Genomic DNA, 24137 nt, shown 5'->3' on the forward strand with positions numbered 1-24137 from the left:
GTGTGGCTCTGTATCTGGTAATGGGATCTAGGCTGGGTGGGTCAGCAAATGGCAGGCGGCCTGGTGGCCGGTGCCGATGTCCTGCAGGACAGGGGCTTCTTCCTTGCAGCGTGCCGTGGCGTGTGGGCAGCGCGGATGGAAAGTACAGCCCGAGGGCGGATTCAGGGGCGACGGTATCTCACCCTTGATGGGGGTGAAGACGCGTTTTTGCCGCTGTACGTCGGGCATCTCGGCCAGCAGGGCCTGGGTGTAGGGATGTGCGGCGCGGCTGAAAATGTCGGCAGCGGCAGCGATCTCGACGATGCGGCCCAGGTACATGATGGCGACGCGGTCGGAGATGTGCCGCACCACGCCCAGGTCATGGCTGATGAACAGGTAGGTAAAGCCGTGGCGGTCGCGCAGGTCCATGAACAGGTTGATGACCTGTGCCTGGATCGAGACATCGAGTGCCGCGACCGGTTCATCGCAGACCAGAAACGACGGCTGCACCATCAGGGCGCGGGCGATGCCGATGCGCTGGCGCTGGCCGCCCGAGATCTGGTGCGGGAAACGGTTGCGATAGTCGCGCTCGAGGCCGACTTCGGCCAGCGCGGCATCGACCCGGCCCGGAATCTCGCTGGCCGGAGCCAGTCCGTGGACCTTGAGCGCTTCACCCAGGATCTGGTGCAGGCGCTGCTTGGGGTTGAGCGAAGCCTGCGGATCCTGGAAGATCATCTGCACGCCCAGGATATAGTCCAGGCGCGCCTTGCCGCGCAGCGTGGCGATGTCCTTGCCCTGATAGTGGATGCTGCCGGCGGAGGGGCGGATCAGGCCGGCGGCCATGCGGCCGAGGGTGGATTTGCCGCAGCCCGACTCACCGACCAGCCCGACCACTTCGCCCTTGGCGATGGCCAGGTTGACGTCGTTGACGGCATGCACCGTGGGCGATTCGATCTTGCGGCCCGCCAGGCCGAGCAGGCGCTGCGCCACATCCGGTTTCTTGCCGAACTGCTTGCGCAGGTTGCGGATGTCGATCACGTGTTCCGTCGTCATGCTTGCTCCTGGGCGAGGGCGATCGGCCGGTAGCAGCGGAAATAGCGCTCGCCGGCATCGGTGCGGTCAGGGACGGCGCGTGCGCATTCCGGCCCGGCATGCGGGCAGCGGGGCCGGAACGTACAGCCGGCCTCGCGTCCGGTCAGGGTGGGGGCCATGCCATCGATCTGGTTCAGGCGGCTGCCGGGTACGGCTGCGCCTGGCATCGATTGCAGCAGGCCCTGGGTGTAGGGGTGGCGCGGTGCGGCCAGGACTTCGGAGACCGGGCCGTACTCGACGATGCGACCGGCATACATGACGGCCACCTTGTCGGCCAGCTCGGCCACGACACCCAGGTCATGGGTGATCCAGATCATGGCCGTATCGTTCTGGCGGCACAGCTTCTGCATCTGGTACAGGATCTGGCCCTGGATGGTGACATCCAGCGCCGTGGTCGGCTCGTCGGCAATGATCAGCTCGGGATGGTTGAGCATGGCGATGGCAATCGCCACGCGCTGGCGCATGCCGCCCGAGAACTCGTGCGGATAGTTGTCCAGGCGCTTTTCGGGGGCGGGGATGCCGACCATGGCCAGCGCTTCCAGGCAGCGGGCCTCGGCGTCGCGCCGGGGCGTGCGGGGATGATGGGTCAGGATGGCCTCCATCATCTGTTCCTTGACGCGCAGTACCGGGTTGAGCGTCATCAGCGGATCCTGGAAGATCATGGCGATGCGGTCGCCGCGCAGCTTGCGCAGCGATTCCTCGTCCAGCGAGCGCAGGTCCGTGCCGTTGAACAGCACCTGTCCGCCGACCACTTCGCCGGGCGGGTCGATCAGGCCCAGCAGCGAGAAACCGGTTACGGACTTGCCGGAGCCGGACTCGCCGACCAGGCCGACGATTTCACCACGCGCCACGGTCAGGTCTACGCCATCGACGGCCAGCCAGGCGCCGGCCTCGGTATGGAACGCGGTCTGCAGGCCGCGCACATCGAGCAGGGAAGTATCGGTAGTCATCAGTGGCGAGGATCCAGGCTGGTACGCAGGCGGTCACCCACGATGTTGATGGACAGGATCAGCAGCAGCAGTGCGATACCGGGGAACATGCTGATCCAGTAATCACCGGACAGCAGGTATTCGAAGCCGCTGGCGATCAGCAGGCCCAGCGAGGGCTCGGTGATCGGCACGCCGACTCCCAGGAAAGACAGGGTGGCTTCGAGCACGATGGCCGTGGCGATCTGGATGGTGGCAAACACCATGATCGGTCCCATGCAGTTGGGCAGCAGGTGGACCAGCATGATGCGCCAGGTCGGGAAACCCAGGTTCTGCGCCGCCTCGATGTATTCCTTGCGGCGTTCCTGCAGGGCACGGCCGCGCATGATGCGGGCATAGTGCGCCCACTGCACGATCACCAGCGCAAAGATCACCTTGTCGACGCCGCGGCCGAGCACGGCCAGCAGTACCAGGGCTACCAGGATGGTGGGGAAACCGAGAATGAAATCGACCAGGCGCATCAGCAGGGTATCGACCCAGCCGCCCTTGTAGGCGGCCAGCAGGCCGGCGACCGAACCGATCAGGGTCGACAGCAGCACGGCTGTCAGGCCGACCATCAGGCTGATGCGCAGGCCGTACAGGATGGCGCTCAGCATGTCACGGCCCTGGGAATCGGTGCCCAGCCAGTAGGTCCAGCCGTCCATGTGCTGCGAGCCGGGGGCCAGGCGACCGTCCATGATGTTGAGCATCAGCAGGTCATAGGGGTCCTGTGGCGCGAAGAACGGCGCGATCAGGATGACGCCGATCAGCAGGACCAGCGCCAGCAGCGAGCCGCGCACGGTGGGGCGGGCATGCAGGCGGCGCAGGATATTGCGGCGCTGGGGCGTTTCCAGCAGCGGCTTGACTCGCTCGATGGGGGCGGCCTGTGTGGCCGCTGCATCCTGTTGTGCAGGCGGGGTGGAGTGCGGGGTATTCATCAGTGACTCTGCTCCGTCAGTTGCACACGGGGGTCCAGCACGGCATACAGGATGTCCACGACCAGGTTGATCAGGACGAACAGCAGCGTGACCAGCATCACGTAGGCCACGACCACCGGGCGGTCGAGCTGGTAGACGCTATCGATCAGCAGCTTGCCCATGCCGGGCCAGGAGAACACCGTCTCGGTAATGGTCGAATAGGCAATCAGCGTGCCGAACTCCATGCCGATTACGGTCACTACCGGGATCATGATGTTGCGCAGGATGTGGCGGCGTACGATGCGGCCCGGGCGGATGCCCTTGGCGCGTGCAAAGCGCACATAGTCCTGGCTTTGCGCCTCGGCCACACCGGATGCGGTCATGCGCAGCACCAGGGCGATGTTGGCCACGGCCAGGTTGACGGCCGGCAGGATGAGGTGCGACCAGCCTTCGGCCGTGAAAATGCTGAAGGGAATGCCCAGCACGGTCACGGTCGGGCCGCGCCCGGAGGCAGGCAGCCAGCCGAGCCAGACCGAGAACAGCAGGATGAAGACCATGCCCTGCCAGAAATTGGGCAGGGAAAAGCCCAGCACCGAGCTGGCCATGATGCCGCGGCCCAGGTAGCGCTCGCGGTACAGGCCCGCGACCAGGCCGAGCGGAATACCGATCGTACAGGTCAGCAGAATGGCGACGATGACCAGTTCGAGCGTCGCCGGAAAGCGCGAGAGGATCAGCTCGATGGCCGGTACGCCATGCACGAAGGAGATGCCGAGGTCTCCGTGCAGGGCGCGCCAGAGGAAATGTCCGTATTGTTGCCAGATCGGCAGGTCCAGTCCGAGGCGGGCGATCAACGCTGCACGTTCGGCCTGGCCCGCGTCCGGACTGACCAGCAGCTCGATCGGGTCCCCCACCGCATACACGGCGAAGAACACGACGAGCGACACGGCCAGCAATACGAACAGGCTTTGCAGCAATCTGCGCAGGATAAAGACAGACAACGCGTACTCCTGTTGGACCTGTACTCAGGTATTGCTTTAACGGGGCTTACTCGGCCGGACGGGCCGCCGTGGCGACGGTGCGCTGGTCGGCACGGCCGTCGTAGGCCAGACCCTTGCGGAAGGCCCAGACACCGCTTTCGAAGTGCAGCGGGATGTTGGCCATGTCTTCCAGGGCCAGTTTCACGCTGTCCTGCAGCAGTTCGCTGCGACGGGCGTCATCCAGCGTGCGGATGGCTTCCAGGTAGGGTTTGTCCACTTCGGGGTTGGAGTAGCTGCCGTAGTTGCTGCTGCCCACACCCAGCTCAGGGTTGCGCGTGGTCACCCAGTACTGGATGAAGTTGCTGGCCTCGCCGGTCTCGGAGCCCCAGCCGCCCAGTGCGGCACTGAATTCCTGGCGGGCACGGCGCGGGAAATACACCGAGCTGGTCATGGTGTCGACCTGGGTCTTGACGCCGATGCGGGCCAGGTACTGCGCCACGGCCTGGGTGACCTGGGCATCGTTGATGTAGCGGTTGTTGGTCGAGGACAGCGTCAGCTCGAAGCCGTTGGGATAGCCGGCCTCGGCCAGCAGTTCCTTGGCACGGGTCGGGTTGTATTCCAGAGCCGGCGCGCCGACGATGGAGCCGAACATGCCTTCGGGCAGATACTGGTTGGCGGGCGTGGCGACACCATCCATGATGCGGTCCACAATGGCCTTGCGGTCGATGGCCATCGACAGGGCCTGGCGCACGCGGGCATCCTGCAGCGGATTATCGTCGGCACCCTTGGGCGACTTGACGAAGGGGCTGGGCGCACGGCCCACGTCCAGCTGGAAGAACATGATGCGCACCGACGGCTTGGTGGTGTATTCGAAGCCGCTGTCGGTGATGCGCTTGAGGTCGCGGGCGGCCGGGTTTTCGATCAGGTCGAAGTCACCCGAGAGCAGGCCGGTCAGACGCGGGCCGGCCGAAGGCACGGCGGTCATGCGCACTTCGCTCCAGGGGGCCGGTGTCTTGCCCCAGTAGGCATCGTTGCGCTCGAGCGCGATGCCGGCACCCTTGACGTACGACTTGAGCTTGTAGGGGCCGGTGCCGACCACCAGGTTGCCGGTATTGAAGTCGGTCACGGTCGGCCAGGCGCTGGTCACGCCGCAGCCCTTGGCCGGTTCGTAGGTCAGGTTCTCGAACTGGGCCATGCCGCTCCAGATCATCGGGATACGGGCCAGCTCATTGGGCAGCACGGGATAGGGCGAGGCCGTCTTGAGATGCACGGTGTTCGCATCCGGTGCGTCGATGCCGATGATGCGTCGCGCCACGTTGGTGGAGCCACCGCCGATGGCGGTTTCATTGTTGAGGATGCGGCAGAACGTGAAAATCACGTCGTTGGCGGTAAAGGGTTCGCCATTGGAGAACTTGGCGGCGGGGTCCAGCTTGAATTCCCAGGTCGTGTCATCCAGCGGTTGCCAGGATGCGGCCAGTGCCGGCTGCATCTGCATATCCGCATTCATGGCGACCAGCGGCTCGAAAATATGCATCAGCAACGCCTCGTTGGGCGTGGTCTGGTGATAGTGGGGATCGACGGCGGTCGGTTCGGCTGCCAGGCCGATCTTGAGCGTCTGGGCGGATGCGGCCGTGCTCAGTGCTGCCGTCAGCAGGGCCACGCAGGTGGCGGCGGGGGTCAGACGGGTCAGGGTCATGGGATGCCTCTTTTCGTGTCGGTGGATCGGACCTGATGTTGAGGAGCAGATTCTAGGGGTCTGTACGGATAGGGAACAATTAGGGTTTTCTATATAATTGGAATATTTAGCAATCTATTTGCTTTTATTGGAAAGTAAATATGCAGAGCCTCGCCTTCAAATACTTTGTCGAAGTCGCCCAGCGCGGCAGCCTGAGCGCAGCTTCCGAAAGCCTGGAGGTCGCGATTTCGGCGATCAGCCGGCAGATCTCCCAGTTGGAACAGCGCGTGGGGGCACCCCTGTTCGAGCGCGGCGTGCGCGGCATGACGCTGACCGCATCGGGCCGGTTGCTGCTGTCGCATGCTCAGCGCCAGACGCTCGAAACCGAAGCCACGCTGCAGGAAATCGCGCGGCTGCAAGGCATGGAGCAGAGCCATATCCGCATCGCCTGCTCGCAGGGGCTGGCCAATGAGATGGTGCCCAAGGCGATTGCCGATTTCCAGCGGCTGCGCCCGGGCACGACGTTTGCACTATGGGTCGGGGGCGCGGTGGCTGCGTCCGAGCGGGTAGCGGCCGGCGAGTCGGACATGGCGATCACCTTCAGCACGCGCCCTGTGTCCAACGTGGTGGTGCATTATGCGCATCGCTCGCCAGCCCTGGCCATCATGCACCGCGATCATCCACTGGCGGGCCGGCCGCGCCTGTCGCTGACCGAACTCAAGGCCTATCCGATTGCTTTGACCGACACGACCACCTCGACCCGCAAGCTGTTCGACATGGCCTGCAACATGAGTGGTTTGAGCATCGAGCCGGTACTCAACAGCAATTATGCAGAAGCCCTGCATGCCTATGTGCGCAATAGCCAGGGCATCCTGTTTGCCAGCTATGTGTCGATGGCGGACCGACTGGTGCGCAATGACCTGGTGGCGGTGCCGGTCACCGATGCCGAAATGCATTCACGCAGCATCCAGGTACAACTGATGAAAGACAGGTTGCTGCCACCGGCAATCCGCGAGTTCATTGATCTGATCGTGCAGGATCTGGAGGCCAAGCGGCAAGCCGAACCGAGCTGATACGGCCTGTGAAAACGGGTGTGAGGGCGGCGTTCAGCCCGCTTGTGTGGCAGGCGATTTGTCCGGGCGGATACGTGCCGACAGTCGGGTGATGCCCGGTGTCGATGTCACGAGCAAGGTGCCATTGATTCGTTCGATGCGGCGGTGCATGCTCTGCATGCCAATGCCTGCGTGGCGGGCCTGCTCCACATCGAAGCCTCGACCATCGTCCTCTACGGACAGCAGCAGGGTCTGTCCGTCTGGCTCCCCTTGCATGGACACACTCAGGTGCGAGGCCTGGCTGTGCTTGAGCACATTGGTGAGCGCTTCTTCGAGAAAGCGGGTCAGCCCCAGCAACTGTGCCGGGGACAGGTGCACCGACCATTCGGGTGGCAGTGTCCAGCGCGAGGCCAGGCCGAGATCGTCGAACAGGCTGGTAAAGCGGCGTCGCAGCGGCGCGATCCATTCGGTGGGGGTGCCTTGTTCCAGCGTCATGCTGTCGGAGCTGCCGTCGATCACATGGCGCAGGTCGGTACGCAACTCTCTCAGGATAGACAGGAACTGTTCGCCGCCCAGTTGGCGTGACTGATTGACCACGGCCATCGAACGCATCAGTGAACTGCCGAGACTGTCATGCAGGTCGTGTGTCATGCGCAGGCGTTCATTGAGCCGGATGTTGTCGGCTTCCAGCTGGTGTTCGCGCTGCAGGGTCTGGGTCAGTTCCGTGCGGGTTTGCTGTACTGCCGTCTGCAGCTCTTCGTTGAACGCTTCGATGCGTCGCAGGTTGCCGGCATAGCGCCAGGCCAGGATGAGGAACAGACAGATGGAAATAAGGGGCGCAGAGATGGGGCCATGGTTGGAGGGCACGTCGATCAGGCCATGATGTGCCAGTACGTCGTGGACTGCAATCAGGACGAACAGCGCCAGGCAGGCTGCAAACAGCAGTTGACTGGGCTCCCGGCTGCGCCAGGCGTGGAAGATGAACTGCAGGCAGTTGGCACAGAAAAAACAGGCATAGACCAGGGCGACAACGGCTGAGGCGTCGTACAGATCAGTTGCCGGCATCAACAGCAGGGCCAGCGCCACGATGCCCGACAGACTCCACAGCGCCATCGCCAGCCGTGGCATGCGGATGTTGCCGAACGACCAGGTGAACATGCAGAATGCGCAGCAATAGGCAATGAGCGCAACGATGTTCCAGCGCGCCCAGGTGGTACTGTTGTCAAAGGGCCAGGGGGTGGTGACCAGTACGTTGCTCAGGGTCGCCGACCAGAGCAGCGAGGCCAGGGCAAACCAGCCAAATGCGTGCTCGCTGCGGCGCACAAGCCAGAACACCAGAAACAGGCCGGCCAGTACCAGCGACACGACCAGATTGAACGCATAAAGATCGCGCTGCCGGGTTCTGCCCTGGTGGCGGGCATCGATCTGTGCCTGTGTGCCCAGCATCACGCTGCCCAGCCCTGGCGAGAGGTGGGCCGGTGCCACGATGCGGAACCACAGGGTATTGGTGTCATCCAGCGCGGCGGCGGGCAATAGCCACTGGCGTGGTACGTTCCAACTGCGGGACATCGGCTCGGCAAGGCTGTCGTCCTGCCAGAGCAGGGCATCGTTCAGAAATACCTGGCCCGCCATCGCCATGCCGCTGACATGCAGCGCCACTGTCTGTGCGGGGCAGGCGGTTTGCCAGTCCACGCGATACCAGACTGGCCCGTTGAAACCGGGCCAGTGCCTTTGCCAGATATCCGGGAGCGTGACGGTCTGCCAGCCTTCTGTCGGACGTTGCCCGTCGCCGGCCCGCTCAGGGGCCATGCGGACTTGCGTGATCTGGGGCTGGCAGGCCGCCTGCACCAGTACCGGCAGGAACAGACCAAGCCACAGCAGGATCAGGGCAGCAAACCGCGCAGGCGAGCCTCGTTCACGGCGCGGGTGCGCGACGAGACGGCCAGCTTGCGATAGATGTGCTTGATGTGGCATTCGACGGTATAGCGGGAGATGACCAGGTGTTCTGCAATTTCCCGATTGGACAGGCCCTGGGAAACCAGTTCGAGTATTTCCGACTCGCGGGTGCTCAGTACGCCCGATAGCGGGGGGGTATCTGCCCGGGATTGCTGCGTGGCCGGCAGCAGCTTGAGGATGCGGCGTGCGATGAAGGGATCGATGGGCGCACCGCCGCGCAGTACGCTGCGGATCGACAGCGTGACTTCCAGGTCATCACGCTCCTTGAGCACATAGCCGGTGGCACCGGCACCCAACGCGCCGAGAATGATTTCCTCGGTACTCCAGGCAGAGATCACGAGGATGCACAGGCAGGGATCGGCGGCATGCAGGGTCTGGATCAGGTCGATGCCGCTGCCATCGGGCAAGCCAATATCCACCAGCGCCACTGACAAGGGGTGTTCTGCGATGTGCCGCTGGGCCTGTGCCAGATCGCCGACAAAGGTCACGGCATCGTCAGGGTAGCCCAGGCTGCGCAGGATGGCGGCCAGGCGCTGTTGCATCGACGGATCGTCTTCCACCACTAGGACTGGGGCAGGCAGCAGCGGATCGGCAGCGGAAGGCAGGGCAGTCATGGCGGCACAAAGCGTAATGGGACAGCTAGTGTGTCATGGAATGCCGGTGGCCGCTATCACCGAAAATGGGTAGGTTCGTGGGATTGGCATTGATCCGCCGAACCCTGAGGAGGCTGTGGTGGTTCTGCAAGCCGCAGGGTGCGCTTGAGCAGTTCTTCATAAATGGGGTTGCCGCCTAGTCCGATCGAGATCATGGCGGCTGTCATGCTGGTCAGTAGCGCCGGGATGGCAAGCGCATAGCTGCCGGTCAGCTCGATCACGAGGACAACCCCGACCAGCGGGGCGCGCACGGTGCTGGCAAACAGCCCTGCCATGCCTGCCACTGTAAAGGCGACCAGGCCATCCACAGGCAGCGGCATGATCAATGCCAGCAAGTTGCCCAGCAGGCTGCCCAGGGCGGCTGCCAGCGCCAGAATCGGCGCAAAGATACCTGCCGGCGCACCGATCGAGTAGCTCGCTGCCGTCATGATGAACCTTGCCAGCACCACGATTGCCAACAGGCCAATCGGCAGCGGATGCTTTGCCAGCACGCTGACCAGGGATTCGCCACCGCCTGTCGCCTCGGGAAAGGCAACCAGCAGGGGGCCGATGATGCATCCCAATATCAGCGGGAGCAGGTAGGGGGATGTTTTCAGTCCGACCTGGCGCGCCAGGTCCAGGCAAACCAGAATGGTCCGGTTGAAAATCACGCCGATCACGCCCAGCAATATGCCCAGCAGGACAAAGGCAGGGAGAAACCGGGCGGGCATATAGTCGGAGGTCAAGGCCATATAGGGCGTCGTGCCGGTGATGGCCGTGGTGGCGATGGCACTGCAGACACAGGCCAGGATGACCGCCAGGTAACGCTGTTTGCTGTAAGGAAAAACCTTGCGTGCCTCTTCGATAACGAACAGAGAGGCCGCCAGCGGCGCATTGAACGCTGCCGTCAGGCCGGCTGCGCCACCTGCGCCCAGCAAGGCACGGGCATCACGGATACGCATGGTGAAACGATCGCCGATTGCCTTGGCGATCGAGGCTCCCATGTGGATGGTGGGCCCTTCCCGGCCACCGACCAGGCCGGCACCCAGCGCCAGGATGCCACCGATGAACTTCACGGGCAGCACCCGCTTCCAGCGCACCTCGCGCAGGCCCGCCATTGCGCCCTCGATCTCCTGCACGCCGGAGCCGCTGGCCTCGGGGACGAAACACCGCACCAGCGCCACGGCGGCGCAGAACATCATCGCCGAGAACAGCGCCATGACCACGTAGAGCATCGGGCCTTCCAGCCCCAGCAGAGTCGGTAAATGATGTGTCCCGCTCAGGGTCCGCTCTACCAGCAAATGAAATGCGGCACCCAGCACGCCGGTCAGGGCACCGATAACGGCGGCCAGGGCGTAATACGTGGAGGCATGGATGTGTCGGGAGTCTGTCACGGCGAAGCAAAAAACAGGTGGGTTGTGCGCATGGTGCGGTCAGGGGCATGGATACCCAGAGGGGCTTGAGTCATCTTCACGGGTCAGGTGTCGTCAGGCCACGTCCAGCCATCCACTCTGCCGATATAGTCACCCTGCATGCCCATGCCGCTCAGGTCTGCAGGCAATGCGTTGCCGTTGACGGTCAGTGCCACGTCCCGGCATTCGATCCACCAGGACAGAACAGACAGCGTGTCGTGAATGGCGCTGCTTCGTTCTTGCATTAACAGCTCGGACAACCAGATCCGCTGTTCTTGCGTGAGTGAGGGCACGAGTTTGTGGATGGCGCTATCTTCCCTGGCCGCCGGCAAAGAATCATCTGTCGCAACGCGTTTGGCAAGCGGGCTGTGGAGTCGTGTCTCATCAACCAGTTCGTCAATCATGGCTTGATAGACAGGGATGGGGGCAGTGCCTGGCATAAAGGTAAATGTCCGGGTGTCGCGACGATGGCGTGAGGCTGAGGTACCGATTATAAGAAAACAGCCCAACGGACTCATAATCCGTTGGGCTGTCTCACAGTTTTACAGCCTGACGATGCTGAAAGCCTATTGCAGCAGCAGCTTGTTCAACCGTTGCACGAACCCGGCGGCATCCGGCAGGGCATTGCCTTCGACCAGCAGAGCCTGATCCAGCAGCACGTTGGCCCACTCGTCGAACTGATCGTCGGAAGCCGCCTGGATACGCGCCAGCAGGGCGTGTTCCGGGTTGATTTCCAGCGTCGGCTTGATGTCGGGGGCGCTCTGACCAGCCGCCTGCAGCATGCGTTGCAGGTGCGGGCTCAGTTCGTTTTCACCCACCACGATGCAGGCGGGGGAATCGACCAGGCGCGAGCTGGTGCGCACTTCCTTGACACGGGCTTCCAGCGACTTCTGCAGGCGTTCGACCAGCGGCTTGAACTGCTCGGCCACTTCGGCGCGGCGCTTCTTTTCCTCTTCGTCGGCCAGATCGTCCAGCTCCAGGCCACCCTTGGCGACCGACACCAGCGACTTGCCGTCGAATTCACGCAGGTAGGACAGCATCCATTCGTCCACGCGGTCGGACAGCAGCAGGACTTCGATGCCCTTCTTGCGGAAGACTTCGAGGTGCGGGCTGGCCAGCGCGGCGGCATGGCTGTCGGCGGTGACGTAGTAGATCTTGTCCTGGCCTTCCTTCATGCGGCCCACGTAGTCGGTCAGCGACACGGCCTGCGTGGCATCCTCGCTGTGGGTGGAGGCAAAGCGCAGCAGTTTGGCGATGCGTTCCTGGTTGGCGAAGTCTTCGCCGGTGCCTTCTTTCAGCACCTGGCCAAAGCCCGTCCAGAAGAGTGCATAGTCTTCGGCACGGTTTTCTGCCAGTTCTTCCAGCAGCGACAGGATGCGCTTGGTCGAGCCTTCGCGGATGGCGCGCACGTCGCGGCTTTCCTGCAGGATCTCGCGGGACACGTTGAGCGGCAGGTCGGCAGAGTCGATCACGCCGCGCACAAAGCGCAGGTAGTTGGGCAGCAGTTGCTCGGCATCATCCATGATGAAGACGCGACGCACGTACAGCTTGACGCCGCGCTTGGCATCGCGATCCCACAGGTCGAAGGGAGCGCGCTTGGGGATGTACAGCAATTGCGTGTATTCGCTGCGGCCCTCGACGCGGTTGTGGGTCCAGGCCAGCGGGTCTTCGAAGTCGTGCGAGACGTGCTTGTAGAACTCCTTGTACTGCTCGTCGGTGATGTCCGACTTGCTGCGGGTCCATAGGGCGCTGGCCTGGTTGACGCTTTCCAGCTCGGCAGTCTTGACCTGTTCGGACTTTTCGCTGTCCCACTCTTCCTTGTACATGCGTACCGGCAGGGAGATATGGTCGGAGTAGCGGCGCAGGATTTCGCGCAGCTTCCAGCCGTTGAGCAGTTCGTCCTCGTCGGCGCGCAGGTGCAGGATGATGTCGGTGCCACGGGTGGCCTTGTCGGCCTGGGCGATGGTGAACTCACCCTGGCCGTCGGACTCCCAGCGCACGCCCTGGTCTGCCGGCAACCCGGCGCGGCGGCTGATAACGGTGACCTTGTCGGCCACAATGAAAGACGAATAGAAACCGACACCGAACTGGCCGATCAGTTGCGCATCCTTTTGCTTGTCGCCGGTCAGTTGCGAGAAGAACTCCCGCGTGCCCGAACGGGCGATGGTGCCCAGGTTGGCCACGGCCTCTTCACGCGACAGGCCGATGCCGTTGTCGGAAATGGTGAGGGTGTGGGCGTCCTTGTCGTAGTCGATGGTGATCGCCAGCTCTTCGCCGCCCTCGAGCAGCTCGGGCTTGTCCAGGGCTTCAAAGCGCAGTTTGTCGCAGGCATCCGACGCATTGGAGACCAGCTCGCGCAGGAAAATTTCCTTGTTGCTGTACAGCGAGTGGATCATCAGGTGCAGCAACTGCTTGACCTCGGCCTGAAAGCCCAGGGTTTCGGCGGACTGTGTGCTTGAGTCTGTCATGGTATGGATCGGGTTGGTAGGTTGATCAAAGACGTAACCCGATCCATATGGGGATGGTGTGGCGAAGTTCAAGAGGGCGGTGTGCCGCGTGGGCTCAGAGCAGCAGAAAGGTTCAGGCCAGTTGGATGATCTGGTTGAGTACTGCCAGCACCTGGGTGAATTGGCCGTCCGGTGCGCGCCCTGCGGGATGCGGGTTGGCCCGGCGAGCCCGCCAGTCGAATGATTTGGGCTGATGGCACAGTACGTAGCTGGCCTGTCCGGCCTTGAGCCCGGTGGCGGTGCCGACCTCGATGGCAAAGGGATGGTCTGTGTTGTAGGCCGCTGTGCTCATGGGCAGCCCGACGACCAGCGAGGTACGGGCATTGAAGGCCTGGGGAGATAGTACGAGAAAGGGGTGCATGTCCCGCATTTCACGACCAGCTTGAGGATTGCAGTCGATCCAGATGATGTCCTGGCGTTCGGGAACCCAGGATGGCTCGGCCTGCCTGTTGGTACGCCCGCCTGCGGGGGGCGCTGTACGGCTTACCATTGTTCTGCGCCCAGTGGCCGGTCTGTCACCATCGTTTCGCCATCGTGACGCGATGGGTCGTAGCGGGCCAGGCGTTGCGCCAGCGTGGGCTGCGTATCGCGAATGGGGGTGATGATGATGCTGTCGCCCTCGACACAGATGCGTACCCGCTGGTCGGCCTGCAACCGGGCCGACCGCGCGATGGCCGCAGGCAGCCTGACCCCCAGGTTGTTGCCCCAGCGCTTGATATCCTGCTCGGTTTCCATCGTCGACTCCCGGCTTCATTGTATGCAAAATGTTTAAATAAAGTATATACATGGTGAATGCCCAAAGCAATGGATATCCACTGTAAGCCGGGCATGGTTGTGACTGGCGGGAGACGGGACGTTTTTGTCCCATGCCGAATGCCTTACATCTGATAGCGCAGTGTCAGCATCCAGTTGCGTGGCGCACCGTAGAAGTTGTGGCTGTAGCTGGTTGAACTGAAATAACGCTTGTCGGTCAGGTTGTCGATGTTCAGCGCAGCCGAGAATGCAGGGGTGAACTGGTATGCGAGCCGGGCGTTCAGCACGGTGTAACCTCCCTGTATGCGGCCGTTGTAGCCGAAGCCGGCCGCACGACTCTGCACATTCATGCCCCCGCCAACCGACAGGCGATGCCACTCTCCCGGCAGGCGGTAATTTGCCCACAGACGCAGAATGTGGCGCGGCAGGCCGGTATTGGCCGAGATGTTGTAGCCAACGGCAGGCGTGTCCCCCAGGTACTTGACTGATGTGTAGGTATAGGAGGCGGAGAGTTGCATGCCGCGCAGGACTTCGCCGTTGATTTCTGCTTCGAAGCCCTGGCTGCGAACGGTGGCCGACGAGCGATAGCAGGTTCCGCCGCATTGCACATTGGCAACCGTTTCAGAGACGGCGTCATCCTCGAAGGCGATATTGTGCTGCTCTGTGCGAAACAGGGCAAAGCTGGCCAGGGCGCGTCCCTCAAGGATGTCTCCCTTGATGCCGACCTCGTAATTGCGTCCGGTGATGGGGGTCAGGAAGGCACCTGTGACGTCGCGCTGGCTTTGCGGGAGAAATATCTCGGCGTAGTTGCCATAGACGGACCATTGCGCATCAAGCGCATGGCTCAGGCCGGCGAAAGCCGTGAATTCGTTGCTGATGCTGGCGTTGGTTTCCGACAGACCCCAGGCACCGTCTGACGTGTAGGTCTGATTGAAAGACGACAGTCGCCCGCCCAGAATCATGTTCAGTCTATCGGTCAGCGCATAGTCTGCGGCCATATACATGCCATGTTTGCGCGAGCGGTAGCCGTCGTCCATGCGATTGGCTGCCAGAATTTCCGCAGCGCTGGGTTCCGGGATGGTGGAGACCCCGAAATAGTCGCTGCCGAACAGTTCTATGTCGCGCTTCCATCCCCACAGATCCTTGCTCGACTGGTGCGAGAAGTTGGCTCCGGCCGTGAGTCGAAGCGCACGCCCGAAAAGGGTGGTTTTGCCATCGAGATAGGCATCGGCACCGACCGTGCTGGAGTGCATGTCGAAGTAATAGACATCGCCGTGGATGGAGGTCGGCGTGCCGGTGCGGTAGCGCCGCAGCAGGTATTTCTGATCGTTGAACTCATCGACCTTGACCGTCGACAGTTTGAACGCCCAGTCCTCGTTGAAGCGGTGTCCGAGGTCCAGGTAGTAGGTGTCCTGTGCCTTGCTGCGGCGACTCCAGGGGGTACTGAGATTGGTGCTTCTGCCATAGTCGGGCATGCTGCCGTCGGGATAGTTGGGCAGGCCTTGCCAGTCCATCCTGCCGTAGGGCTTTTCGCTGCTGAAGCCGAGGCCCAGCGTCGTGGCCGGCCCCAGATCGATGTCCAGGGCGGCATACAGCGTCCGTTCCCTGGCGTTCAGGTAGTCGCGAAACGAGTTGGCCTTGCCATAGTGGGCAACCAGGCGGCCGCGTACGGTGCCGTTGGCGTTCAGAGGGCCGCCCAGATCGGCTTGCACACTGCCGGTATCCCACGAGCCGATTGTCGTGCTCAAAATGGCCTGGCGTTCATGTGTGGGGCGCTTGCGGACCAGATTGATCGAGCCCGATGGATTGCCGGCCCCCTCGAAAAGGCCTTGCGCACCACGCAGGATTTCGACGCGGTCATAAATCGCCATGTCGCTGTTGAAGGACGAGCCGCGTGCATACAGTTGCCGCTCCAGCGGCACGCCGTCGAACTGATAGCTGTCGATGAAAAAGCCGCGTGAATAAGCATGCCCGCCTGGCTCATTTGAAATCAGGGTGACACCGGGTGCATTCTGCAGGGCCTCGTGGATATCCGTGATGTTCTGGTCTTCGATGCGCTGGCGGGTGATCACAGAGACGGCCTGGGGGATTTCGCGCAGTGTTCGGTCACCCTTGCCGATGCTGATGGTGTCGGACATATACGACTGCGTACCTTCCGTAGTGGCACTGCCCGAGCCTCTGACGGTGATGGTGTCCAGCGTCTGCATGCCAGCTTGGGTTCGTATCGACTGCAGGATGAAACCGCCTTGCGGACTGGGTATGGCTTCCAGTCGGGAGCCGGATAGCAAGCGCTGCAAACCTGCAGTCGGGGTATAACGCCCTTCCAGGCCTGAGGTAGTCAGACCCTGAATCAATTCGGCGTCGGCACGGATGGGAATGCCCGCCTGCAGGCCGAATTGCCCGATGGCCGTGCCCAGGCTACCTGCCGGAATCGAGAAATCGATCTGTGCCTGGTGACCACTGTCGGTCTGCGGCGTGGCCGGCTGGGCGTACGCAGGCGGTGGCAGCATGCCGTGGGCGGCACTCAGGCTGAGTGCCAGCACCAGGCTGCGCAGGGTAAAGGCGTTCGGTAGGGGAGTACGGCGCATGGCGTCAGGATTCCAGGATCAAAAGTTCATGAGGCGCACGCCGGGGCCCTCGGGTGCAGTCATGAGGCTTGACGCCTGGAATCGATGGAAACGCCGGATGGGTTACAAATTTTACGTTTTGGCCGCAACGCGGACCCACCAGTCCGTGGTGCGGCGGATCTCGATGGGCAGCACTTCGGCCAGCATGGCCAGCGTGCGATCCGTGTCGGCCAGGGGAAATGCGCCAGTCACGGGCAAGTGGGCCAGTTCAGGCTGGCAGCGCAGCACGCCGCTGCGATAGCGGCCAAGTTCGGCAATGAATTCGCCCAGCGGCATCTGGTCTGCCACCAGCATGCCGCGGGTCCAGCTGTCTGCGCCCGCAATGGGGGCGTCGAGCATCTCCACGCTGTCGAAGGTCAGTTGTGCCTGCTGGCCTGCCTCGACGCGGGTATGGCTGGCGGGAGCATCGACCGGATGCAGCTCGACGGCACCTTCCTGCACGCTGACGGCAATGACCGGCGTGCGGGCATCCATGTCGCGCACGATAAAGCGCGTGCCCACCGGCGTAATGGCACCGGCCCGGGTTTGCAGCACGAACGGCCGGTTCTGCCGGTCGGGGGCCGTGCGGATCATGACCTCGCCGGCCTGCAGCACCACCAGACGCTGGTCGCCGCTGTAGCGGATATCCACGGCGCTGGCTGTATTGAGCAGCAGTTCGCCGCCATCGGCCAGCGCGATGCGGCGCTGTTCGCCCGGGCGGGTACGGTAGTCCGCCACCCAGCGCCGACGCGCCGGATGGACATAGCCCTGCCAGGCCACCAGACCGACCAGGCCGCCTGTCGCCAGTACCTTGAGTGCCTGGCGACGGCTGGGTCGGCCCAGTTGCGGGTGGCGCAGGGCATGCCCGGCCAGTTGGCCGAACGAGGCTGTACGGTCATGGATCTGCTCGCCCAGCGCCGCCATGCGTTGCCAGGCAAGCTCATGATGGGGATGGCTCTGGCGCCAGAGCGTGCAGGCCTCGACATCGGCAGGGCTGGGCGCTTCGCGCAGCCGTACCAGCCAGTCGGCTGCGGCGGCAATGACCTCGGGCGGAATCTGCGCGGCGTCGGGTCGGACTCGTCGGAATATCGGCGGTTTGCGCATGGGCGGCTGGGCGTCGGACAGAAGGTTCGGGGCGGCGCGAGCGGTGGCAATCAGCCGTAGATGACCACGTAGCAGTGCGCCAGTGCGCGTGCCAGGGATTTCTGTACGGCATTGCGCGTCATGCCAAGCTGCGCGCCAATCTCTGTATACGACATCCCCTGCACCTGCGCAAGGATGAAGACATTGCGGCATTTGAGCGGCAGGCCGTCGAGCATCTCAAGCAACGCCTCCAGCGTCTGCAGCACCTGCAAGTGCTGTTCGGGTGAGGGCGCATGCTGCGCCGGCATCAGCGCCAGCGCCTCGGCATAGGCCTGCTCCAGCGCCGTGCGACGTGCCCGACCGATCACCAGCCGCTGTGCGATGGTGGTCAGGTAGGCGCGGGGCTCGAGGATGGGCGCGGTATCGCGGCTGCGCAGCAACCGCTCGAATGTATCCTGGGCCAGATCGGCCGCATCGTGCGCATCGCCCAGCTTGCGGCGCAGCCAGCCGTACAGCCAGGCGTGGTGCTCGGCGTAGATGCGCTGCACAGCCTGCCGGGGCGCGGCAGGCATGGCGTCGGGAGAGGGGCTGTCTGCGATCATGGACACGGGATGTGGCGGGCCGGTCTGTCTGCTGAAATAGCAAAGATATTGAAAATTGTTATTGATTATAGGCGGTTTTGAGGGCGGGCTGGGTGCGCTGTTCGCGAGGCGGTGAGTTCGGGTATAATTATCGGCTTGCGTTGCGCTATACGGCGTTGCGCTTCACCATCCGGTCCATGTGATCAGCAGGGACCGCGACAGACTCGCCCGAGTGGTGAAATTGGTAGACGCAGGGGACTCAAAATCCCCCGCCGCAAGGCGTGCCGGTTCGATTCCGGCCTCGGGCACCATTCAAGAACTTCCGAGAAATCAATAGCTTGGAAGTGTTCGCAGCACGAACCCCGTACCAGGGGATTTCTTGAGAAAGTGGTCAGGTACAGTTTCGGTACAGTGATGCGGCGCTAGCCCCACCCCGGAGCACTGATGGCTACGATTGTTAAGACTTCCTCGGGCACTTGGAAAGCCCTCATCCGCAAGACAGGCTGGCCGGCCACGGCCAAGACGTTCCGCACCAAGCGGGACGCCGAAGACTGGGCGCGCCGTACCGAAGACGAGATGGTACGCGGCGTGTACATCCAGCGCGCGCCGGCCGAGCGCATGACCGTCGAAGCGGCCTTGGCCCGCTACCTCAAGGAAGTCACGCCCACCAAGCGGGCCTCGACCCAAGCCGGCGAGCACAAGAAGGCGCAAGTCATCATCCGGCACCTTGGCAAGTATTCACTGGCCGCCCTGAACGCTGAGATCGTGGCGCAGTTCCGCGACACGCGACTGGCGGGCGACCCGGACAAAAATGGCAAGCTACGGCCGCGCAGTAACAACACGGTACGCTTGGAACTGGCGCTGCTGGGCCACCTGTTCACCGTCGCCATCAAGGAATGGGGTATTGGCCTGCCCTTCAATCCGGTGTCGAACATTCGCCGACCGGCCCCCGGCTCGGGCCGCAACCGACGATTGACCCAAGAAGAACAGAACCGCCTGCTGCAAGCCGTGGATAAGCACTCGAATCCGATGTTCGGTTGGATTGTCCGCATTGCCGTTCAGACCGGCATGCGGCTGTCTGAAATTGCCACGCTGCGCATTCGGCAAGTGGACGTCGAGCGGCGCGTCGTTCGGCTGGAACACACCAAGAACTCTTCGCCCCGTACCGTCCCGCTGACGGCCGAGGCAACGCGCGTGTTCATCGAGGCGCTTGCCAACCCCGTGCGACCTGCTGAAACCGAATTGGTGTTCTTCGGCGAACCCGGCCGGGATGGCATGCGACGGCCCTACCTGTTCGACAAAGCGTGGACCGATGCCAAGCGCGCAGCGGGCCTTGAGGACTTCCGTTTTCACGACCTGCGGCACGAGGCTGTCAGCCGGTTTGTGGAAGCTGGCCTGAGCGATCAGGAGGTGTCGGCCATCAGCGGCCACAAGTCAATGCAGATGCTGAAACGCTATACGCATCTTCGGGCCGAAGACTTGGTGCAGAAGCTGGACCGCATAGCAGCCGCTTCGAGCAGATCTCAGTAAAACGACATAGCAAACCTAATGCCCCCGTGGTGGGTACACCAAGAAACGGGGGAACGGAGTGACCAGCGTCAGGCCATTCGGAGCATTCAGATTTTGTGGATGTAGCACCAGACCGCGCAATCACTACATCGCAGAAACCGCCTTGATGCTCACTTTATCAGGTGCTTGTTATCGTACAGCGAGACGGGGTAGAGCCAGCTTCTTTCCCGAGCTGGTTAGGTTTCCACCATTCGCCTGTTTATCCTGCCGGAGTCCGGGGCGAGACCTGAGCGTCAAGGGTGCAGATATCGGTTTAATGTCGTTGAATGGTTTTAAGCTGGTAGTGACAATGCTAGCCAGCCTTGCTAGGATGAGATTGCGAAGTCTGGTTCCTAGCAGGTATCTGCAAGAATTAGAGTACCGAAGCCCCGTGATTCTGTCACGGGGCTTTTGTACATTTATCACCGGGAAAATTATTTCTCATAAGCTGAACGCCAAAAACAAGAATACCCAATCACCGTGACGGCAATTTCAGCGTGTGCAAATCCAGCAATGTAAAGCGGCCCGCAGCCTGCCAGCCGCCAGTGTCAATGTAATAGACATTGCCGAGCTTCATGGGCTTAAGCAGGGTCATATGCCCATGAATCACTGCGCGTACATTGCGGACAGGTTGCGCATACTTCGCTTGATAACGGTCTATTGACCAAAGGCAAGCGTTTTCATCCTCTTGGCCGAAACCAGCACCGTGTATGGCGTTCCAATCATCGTAGGGGAAGTCGGCGTGAACCATTCCGACCAAGCCATGCGGCGTCTCAACCTCGATAGCCAGCGGCAAAGCGCTCAAGCAGGCGGCGATGCGTTCGCGAACATCGCCCACACACGCATCTAACCATTCGCCGCCGTGCGCGCAGTGATCAATGCCTGAAATTGGGTTCCCCATCGCACGTCGGAAGGTCATCAGGTCATGATTCCCACAGATAGCATGAAACCATGGGCGCTCCAGCCATTTCAGCACGTCGGGAGACTCAGGCCCCCGATCCACCAGGTCACCTACGGAAAACAACCTATCCTTTTCGCGTGTGAACTTGACCGTGGCGAGCGCGGCATCTAGCCGGCCAAAGTGACCGTGGATGTCACCCACGGCGAAGTCACGGCCGTCAGTGTTCAAGCTAAAACGCCGAACTCGGACGGTACCGTCATCGTTCCTTATGTCCATGCAACTCCGTTGAGACTCGTCCTGCGTATCCCTAATGATACTTGGACTAAAGGGCCGCATGAAGCCAATCCCGTGATCGAGCCACCATCAATCGCAACATCGACTCGACACGCGACGAAGCTCACATCGTTGGAAATTTTCCACAAAATTTTTCATGCGAAAAGCTGGTTTCGGCGCTGTAAAAAGGCAGCCCCAGAGCCATCTTATAAGCCTTTGATTTCCAGATTTATTTGGTTCAAATCGACCATTTTCAAAAATCCAATATGCCCTATCTTGGCATTCACCGATGAATAATCTTGGCTTTCGCAAACACCCTATTTTGGTCTTTTAAATCAAATACTTAAGTTTGACATCAATGCTCTCACGGTAAAGACTGGCATTACCTACGGTGAACTTGTGAGGCATATGAATGACTACTGGAGAATACTTGTTGGGACGGTTTGGCCCGTTGATGAGCATTGTTGACGTTGCCACGCTGCTAGGCCGATCTCCCGATGGCGTCCGCGTGGCGCTTTATACCGATACCGATTTTTCGCGCAAGCTGAAACCCGCCATGCTGCGCGTTGGCCGTCGTGTCTACTTTCGGACATTGCAGGTCACGGAAGCGCTGGATCTGGACCAGCCGACAGACGATGAAATCACGCCCGCAGAGGCCGCTACGCGAGGGCCGCGCGCATGAGTCGGCAACGAACCATCAACGACCAGATATGGCGCTCAAATCGCCTGTCAGGCTGCACGGTTGAAGACCGCTATGCGCTGTTCTACTTCCTGACCTCGCCATTCAGCAACGTCATCGGCGCTTATGAAATCGTCCTGCGCGTTGCAGCGTCAGAAATGGGCTGGGATGTTGAATCGCAACTGATGAACGTGATCCGCCGTCTTGTCGATGCTGACCTCATCTATTTCGACGCCGATGCCAATCATGTTTGGGTCAAAGTCTGGTGGGACCACAACTCCGCCAAGATGGCGGTCGCATCCACGCTCAGGAAGAAAACGCTTGAACAGATTGCGGCCCTGCCCGAGCACTGGCGCAACGACTACGCGGGCGACTTCATCAATCGACTGCCCGCCGACGACCCATTGCGCGATACGGTAGCCATGGCACTGGCATACCCTAGCGATAGGGTATCGACAGCCTATGCAGACCCTAGCGATAGCCCATTGCCGATTCAAAGCGGAAAAAGTGACACCGTTATAAATCAAGGCGTTAGCGAACCCGATACCGTATCCATACCCTATCGACAGGGTATGGATAGGCGGCCGGGTAACACTACTACTAACACTAACTCTATCTATAACACTACTACTACAACGGGAGCCGACCACGACCTGCAATACCCTAGCTCGCTGGCCCCTGCCGAAAGGGTGTCGATTCAGAATCTGATAGCCAACATTCCCACCGATAGCGCTCAGGCTTTGCTTGATGAACTGGAGGGCGCGATCAAGAAGCCGGGCACCATCAGAACGTCGAAGGTTGCTTACCTCAAGGGACTTGTTGACCGTCACCGCACAGGCGGATTCGTGCCGTCCGCCGGCATTCAGGTGGCAACGAGAAGGGAGCACCACGCGGCCAGCGTGAATGTGTGCGCATCGGACGCACCATCACTCAGCAAGGCTGAATCTCAGGCCCGGCTGCTAGCCCTCAAAGCTCAACTGAGCATGTACACGAGGATGCCACGATGAAGAGCAACAAAGCCACGCTCAGCGTTAGGCTCAATGGCGACCTGAAACAGCGCTGGAAGGCCTATTGTGAGCAAAGAGATACCAACCCCAGCGATGCACTGCGGCAAGTCATCCTGCGGCTGCTGAACGGCGTATCGACGCACGATTCGACCAACGCATCAGCGTATGAGCAACCGGACACCTCGCGCCGCCGGATGGAAGTCCGCCTGACCGAAACGGAATATGCACGCGTCGAAACGCTGGCCTTGCAGCAAGGCATGTCCGCCAATCGCTGGGTCATCCACCTGATACGCGCCAATCTCAGCGGCGAACCTCAGTTCGGCATGACTGAGCTACGGACGCTGGGCGAGTCGAACTCAAGGCTGCTTGCCATCGGCCGCAACCTGAACCAGATCGCCCGGCACATGAACGCAGGACGCGCGCTGGAGACGGTCGTCACTGCCGAGCGTATCGACACACTGACCCGTCACATCAAGACCCACACCGCGCGGGTGGCAGACATCATGCGCGCCAACATTGACCGCTGGAGGCTGGAATGAGCCGAGTCATTGATGGAATTCTGAAAGACTGGGGCGAACGCATCTACACCAAGCCCGTTACCAGCCAAAAGGCCAAGCGTACGGTGACGCGGTCACGCACTACGCCGCCATCCAAGCCCCTGCTGTTGACCGGTAGCGCTCGCGTTCGCGACAAACTGATGCTGACCACCCGCAAAGCGCCCGAAGTCATGGTGAAGATCTCCGGCGGCGGCAAAGGCATTGCGCAGGTCAAAGCGCACCTCGACTACATATCGCGCAATGGCCTGGTCGAACTGGAGAACCAAGACGGCGAAATCATCCTAGGCCGCGAGGCAGTGCAGGACGTGCGCGACGAATGGAAAAGCGGCCAGTACGGCTTGCCTGACAATGGCTCGCGCCGTGAGACGTTCAATATCGTGCTGTCCATGCCTCCCGGCACCGACCGGCGCGCCGTCAATGATGCCATCCGTGCATTCGCGAAAGCAGAGTTCGGCGACAACCATGCGTATGTCTTCGCCATTCATGACGATGAGGCGCATCCCCACGGGCACCTTTGCGTCAAAGCGCTGGGCCTCGACGGCAGCCGACTCAATCCGCGCAAAGCGGACCTGCAACGCTGGCGAGAACGCTTTGCCGAGGCGCTTCGTGAACAAGGCATCGAAGCCAATGCCACACCACGCAGGGCACGGTCGCACACGCACCTTACGGTCAAGCAGGCAACGCGACATGCCGCCCAGCGAAGCAAGAGCACCAAACCGACCGAGCGGGAACCGCGCAGGCGTTCCGGTGTGTCACGCGCCGTCAGGAACGGCTACGGACATATCGCAAAAGCCTTGGCCGCTGGTGACGCCAAGGACAAATCGCTTGCCCTGAAAATCGTCGGCTACCTTGCCCCCACTCAGGACAGGAAGCTACAGGCTCCACAGCGCCACCAGAGCAACGCCGAAGCGACCAAGGACGCCCAGCAACTGGACAATACCAACCGTTCAGGCAAAGACGACCTGAGCCGTTAATTGATTGCGTA

At 61.7% G+C, this 24137-nt stretch carries 22 protein-coding genes and 1 tRNA gene; 7 read left to right on the plus strand and 16 right to left on the minus strand.

What is annotated here, in order from left to right:
- Window positions 1-27: 27 nt before the first annotated feature.
- The 5 genes from DD235_RS06660 to DD235_RS06680 are packed head-to-tail and all read right to left on the minus strand — an operon-like array spanning window position 28 to window position 5626.
- Window positions 28-1032: an ABC transporter ATP-binding protein gene (locus DD235_RS06660; protein WP_109061279.1), complete on the minus strand. Its 1005-nt coding sequence runs from the start codon at window positions 1030-1032 to the stop codon at window positions 28-30.
- Window positions 1029-2021 (minus strand): ABC transporter ATP-binding protein, encoded by a 993-nt coding sequence (locus DD235_RS06665; RefSeq protein ID WP_109061280.1) that lies wholly within the window; start codon window positions 2019-2021, stop codon window positions 1029-1031. The genes DD235_RS06660 and DD235_RS06665 overlap by 4 nt, the downstream gene beginning before the upstream one ends.
- Complete coding sequence (locus DD235_RS06670) at window positions 2021-2974, minus strand: ABC transporter permease (protein ID WP_109061281.1); 954 nt, start codon at window positions 2972-2974, stop codon at window positions 2021-2023. The genes DD235_RS06665 and DD235_RS06670 overlap by 1 nt, the downstream gene beginning before the upstream one ends.
- A complete protein-coding gene (locus DD235_RS06675) occupies window positions 2974-3951 on the minus strand; it encodes an ABC transporter permease (protein ID WP_109061282.1) in 978 nt (325 codons plus the stop codon). Before DD235_RS06675 ends, DD235_RS06670 begins: the two co-directional genes overlap by 1 nt.
- A gap of 46 nt (window positions 3952-3997) precedes the next feature.
- On the minus strand, window positions 3998-5626 hold the full coding sequence (locus DD235_RS06680; RefSeq protein ID WP_109061283.1) for an ABC transporter substrate-binding protein: 1629 nt from the start codon (window positions 5624-5626) through the stop codon (window positions 3998-4000).
- Between the two features lie 140 nt (window positions 5627-5766).
- Between DD235_RS06680 and DD235_RS06685 the strand changes: the two genes are divergently transcribed.
- Window positions 5767-6678 (plus strand): LysR family transcriptional regulator, encoded by a 912-nt coding sequence (locus DD235_RS06685; RefSeq protein WP_109061284.1) that lies wholly within the window; start codon window positions 5767-5769, stop codon window positions 6676-6678.
- Between the two features lie 33 nt (window positions 6679-6711).
- Here DD235_RS06685 and DD235_RS06690 read toward each other — a convergent pair whose 3' ends face one another.
- The 10 genes from DD235_RS06690 to DD235_RS06735 form a co-directional block, all read right to left on the minus strand.
- Complete coding sequence (locus DD235_RS06690; protein WP_109061285.1) at window positions 6712-8631, minus strand: sensor histidine kinase; 1920 nt, start codon at window positions 8629-8631, stop codon at window positions 6712-6714.
- Window positions 8541-9227 (minus strand): response regulator transcription factor, encoded by a 687-nt coding sequence (locus tag DD235_RS06695; RefSeq protein ID WP_109061286.1) that lies wholly within the window; start codon window positions 9225-9227, stop codon window positions 8541-8543. Before DD235_RS06695 ends, DD235_RS06690 begins: the two co-directional genes overlap by 91 nt.
- A 56-nt stretch (window positions 9228-9283) precedes the next feature.
- A complete protein-coding gene (gene clcA, locus DD235_RS06700) occupies window positions 9284-10639 on the minus strand; it encodes a H(+)/Cl(-) exchange transporter ClcA (protein WP_204524207.1) in 1356 nt (451 codons plus the stop codon).
- Window positions 10640-10722: 83 nt separating this feature from the next.
- Entirely contained in the window at window positions 10723-11175 is a 453-nt protein-coding gene (locus DD235_RS06705) for a DUF6547 family protein (RefSeq protein WP_338028408.1), read from the minus strand.
- A gap of 48 nt (window positions 11176-11223) precedes the next feature.
- Window positions 11224-13125, minus strand: coding sequence for a molecular chaperone HtpG (gene htpG, locus DD235_RS06710; RefSeq protein ID WP_109061288.1), 1902 nt, complete (start codon window positions 13123-13125; stop codon window positions 11224-11226).
- Between the two features lie 112 nt (window positions 13126-13237).
- On the minus strand, window positions 13238-13654 hold the full coding sequence (locus DD235_RS06715) for a type II toxin-antitoxin system PemK/MazF family toxin (RefSeq protein ID WP_109061289.1): 417 nt from the start codon (window positions 13652-13654) through the stop codon (window positions 13238-13240).
- On the minus strand, window positions 13648-13899 hold the full coding sequence (locus DD235_RS06720) for an AbrB/MazE/SpoVT family DNA-binding domain-containing protein (protein WP_109061290.1): 252 nt from the start codon (window positions 13897-13899) through the stop codon (window positions 13648-13650). The genes DD235_RS06715 and DD235_RS06720 overlap by 7 nt, the downstream gene beginning before the upstream one ends.
- 143 nt (window positions 13900-14042) lie before the next feature.
- A complete protein-coding gene (locus DD235_RS06725; RefSeq protein ID WP_109061291.1) occupies window positions 14043-16505 on the minus strand; it encodes a TonB-dependent siderophore receptor in 2463 nt (820 codons plus the stop codon).
- A gap of 111 nt (window positions 16506-16616) precedes the next feature.
- Window positions 16617-17627, minus strand: coding sequence for a FecR domain-containing protein (locus DD235_RS06730; protein ID WP_109061292.1), 1011 nt, complete (start codon window positions 17625-17627; stop codon window positions 16617-16619).
- 50 nt (window positions 17628-17677) lie between these two features.
- Window positions 17678-18208, minus strand: a complete 531-nt coding sequence (locus DD235_RS06735) for a sigma-70 family RNA polymerase sigma factor (RefSeq protein WP_239990085.1) — start codon at window positions 18206-18208, stop codon at window positions 17678-17680.
- Between the two features lie 205 nt (window positions 18209-18413).
- Between DD235_RS06735 and DD235_RS06740 the strand changes: the two genes are divergently transcribed.
- Together DD235_RS06740 and DD235_RS06745 are read left to right on the plus strand one after the other, a co-directional pair.
- Window positions 18414-18498, plus strand: a tRNA-Leu gene (locus tag DD235_RS06740).
- A gap of 133 nt (window positions 18499-18631) precedes the next feature.
- Window positions 18632-19717, plus strand: a complete 1086-nt coding sequence (locus DD235_RS06745; RefSeq protein ID WP_109061294.1) for a site-specific integrase — start codon at window positions 18632-18634, stop codon at window positions 19715-19717.
- Window positions 19718-20210: 493 nt separating this feature from the next.
- Here the strand turns inward: DD235_RS06745 and DD235_RS06750 are convergent, their stop codons facing one another.
- Window positions 20211-20864, minus strand: coding sequence for a metallophosphoesterase (locus DD235_RS06750; protein WP_239990064.1), 654 nt, complete (start codon window positions 20862-20864; stop codon window positions 20211-20213).
- 499 nt (window positions 20865-21363) lie between these two features.
- Between DD235_RS06750 and DD235_RS06755 the strand changes: the two genes are divergently transcribed.
- From DD235_RS06755 to DD235_RS06770, 4 genes are read left to right on the plus strand one after another with little or no spacing between them, the layout of a single operon-like run.
- Window positions 21364-21591: a hypothetical protein gene (locus tag DD235_RS06755; protein ID WP_231968100.1), complete on the plus strand. Its 228-nt coding sequence runs from the start codon at window positions 21364-21366 to the stop codon at window positions 21589-21591.
- Window positions 21588-22595: a hypothetical protein gene (locus tag DD235_RS06760; RefSeq protein ID WP_109061296.1), complete on the plus strand. Its 1008-nt coding sequence runs from the start codon at window positions 21588-21590 to the stop codon at window positions 22593-22595. Before DD235_RS06755 ends, DD235_RS06760 begins: the two co-directional genes overlap by 4 nt.
- Window positions 22592-23134, plus strand: a complete 543-nt coding sequence (locus DD235_RS06765; protein ID WP_109061297.1) for a plasmid mobilization relaxosome protein MobC — start codon at window positions 22592-22594, stop codon at window positions 23132-23134. Before DD235_RS06760 ends, DD235_RS06765 begins: the two co-directional genes overlap by 4 nt.
- Window positions 23131-24126, plus strand: a complete 996-nt coding sequence (locus DD235_RS06770) for a relaxase/mobilization nuclease domain-containing protein (protein ID WP_109061298.1) — start codon at window positions 23131-23133, stop codon at window positions 24124-24126. The genes DD235_RS06765 and DD235_RS06770 overlap by 4 nt, the downstream gene beginning before the upstream one ends.
- Window positions 24127-24137 lie beyond the last annotated feature (11 nt).

It is taken from the genome of Corticimicrobacter populi (assembly GCF_003123725.1).
GTDB lineage: Bacteria > Pseudomonadota > Gammaproteobacteria > Burkholderiales > Burkholderiaceae_B > Corticimicrobacter > Corticimicrobacter populi.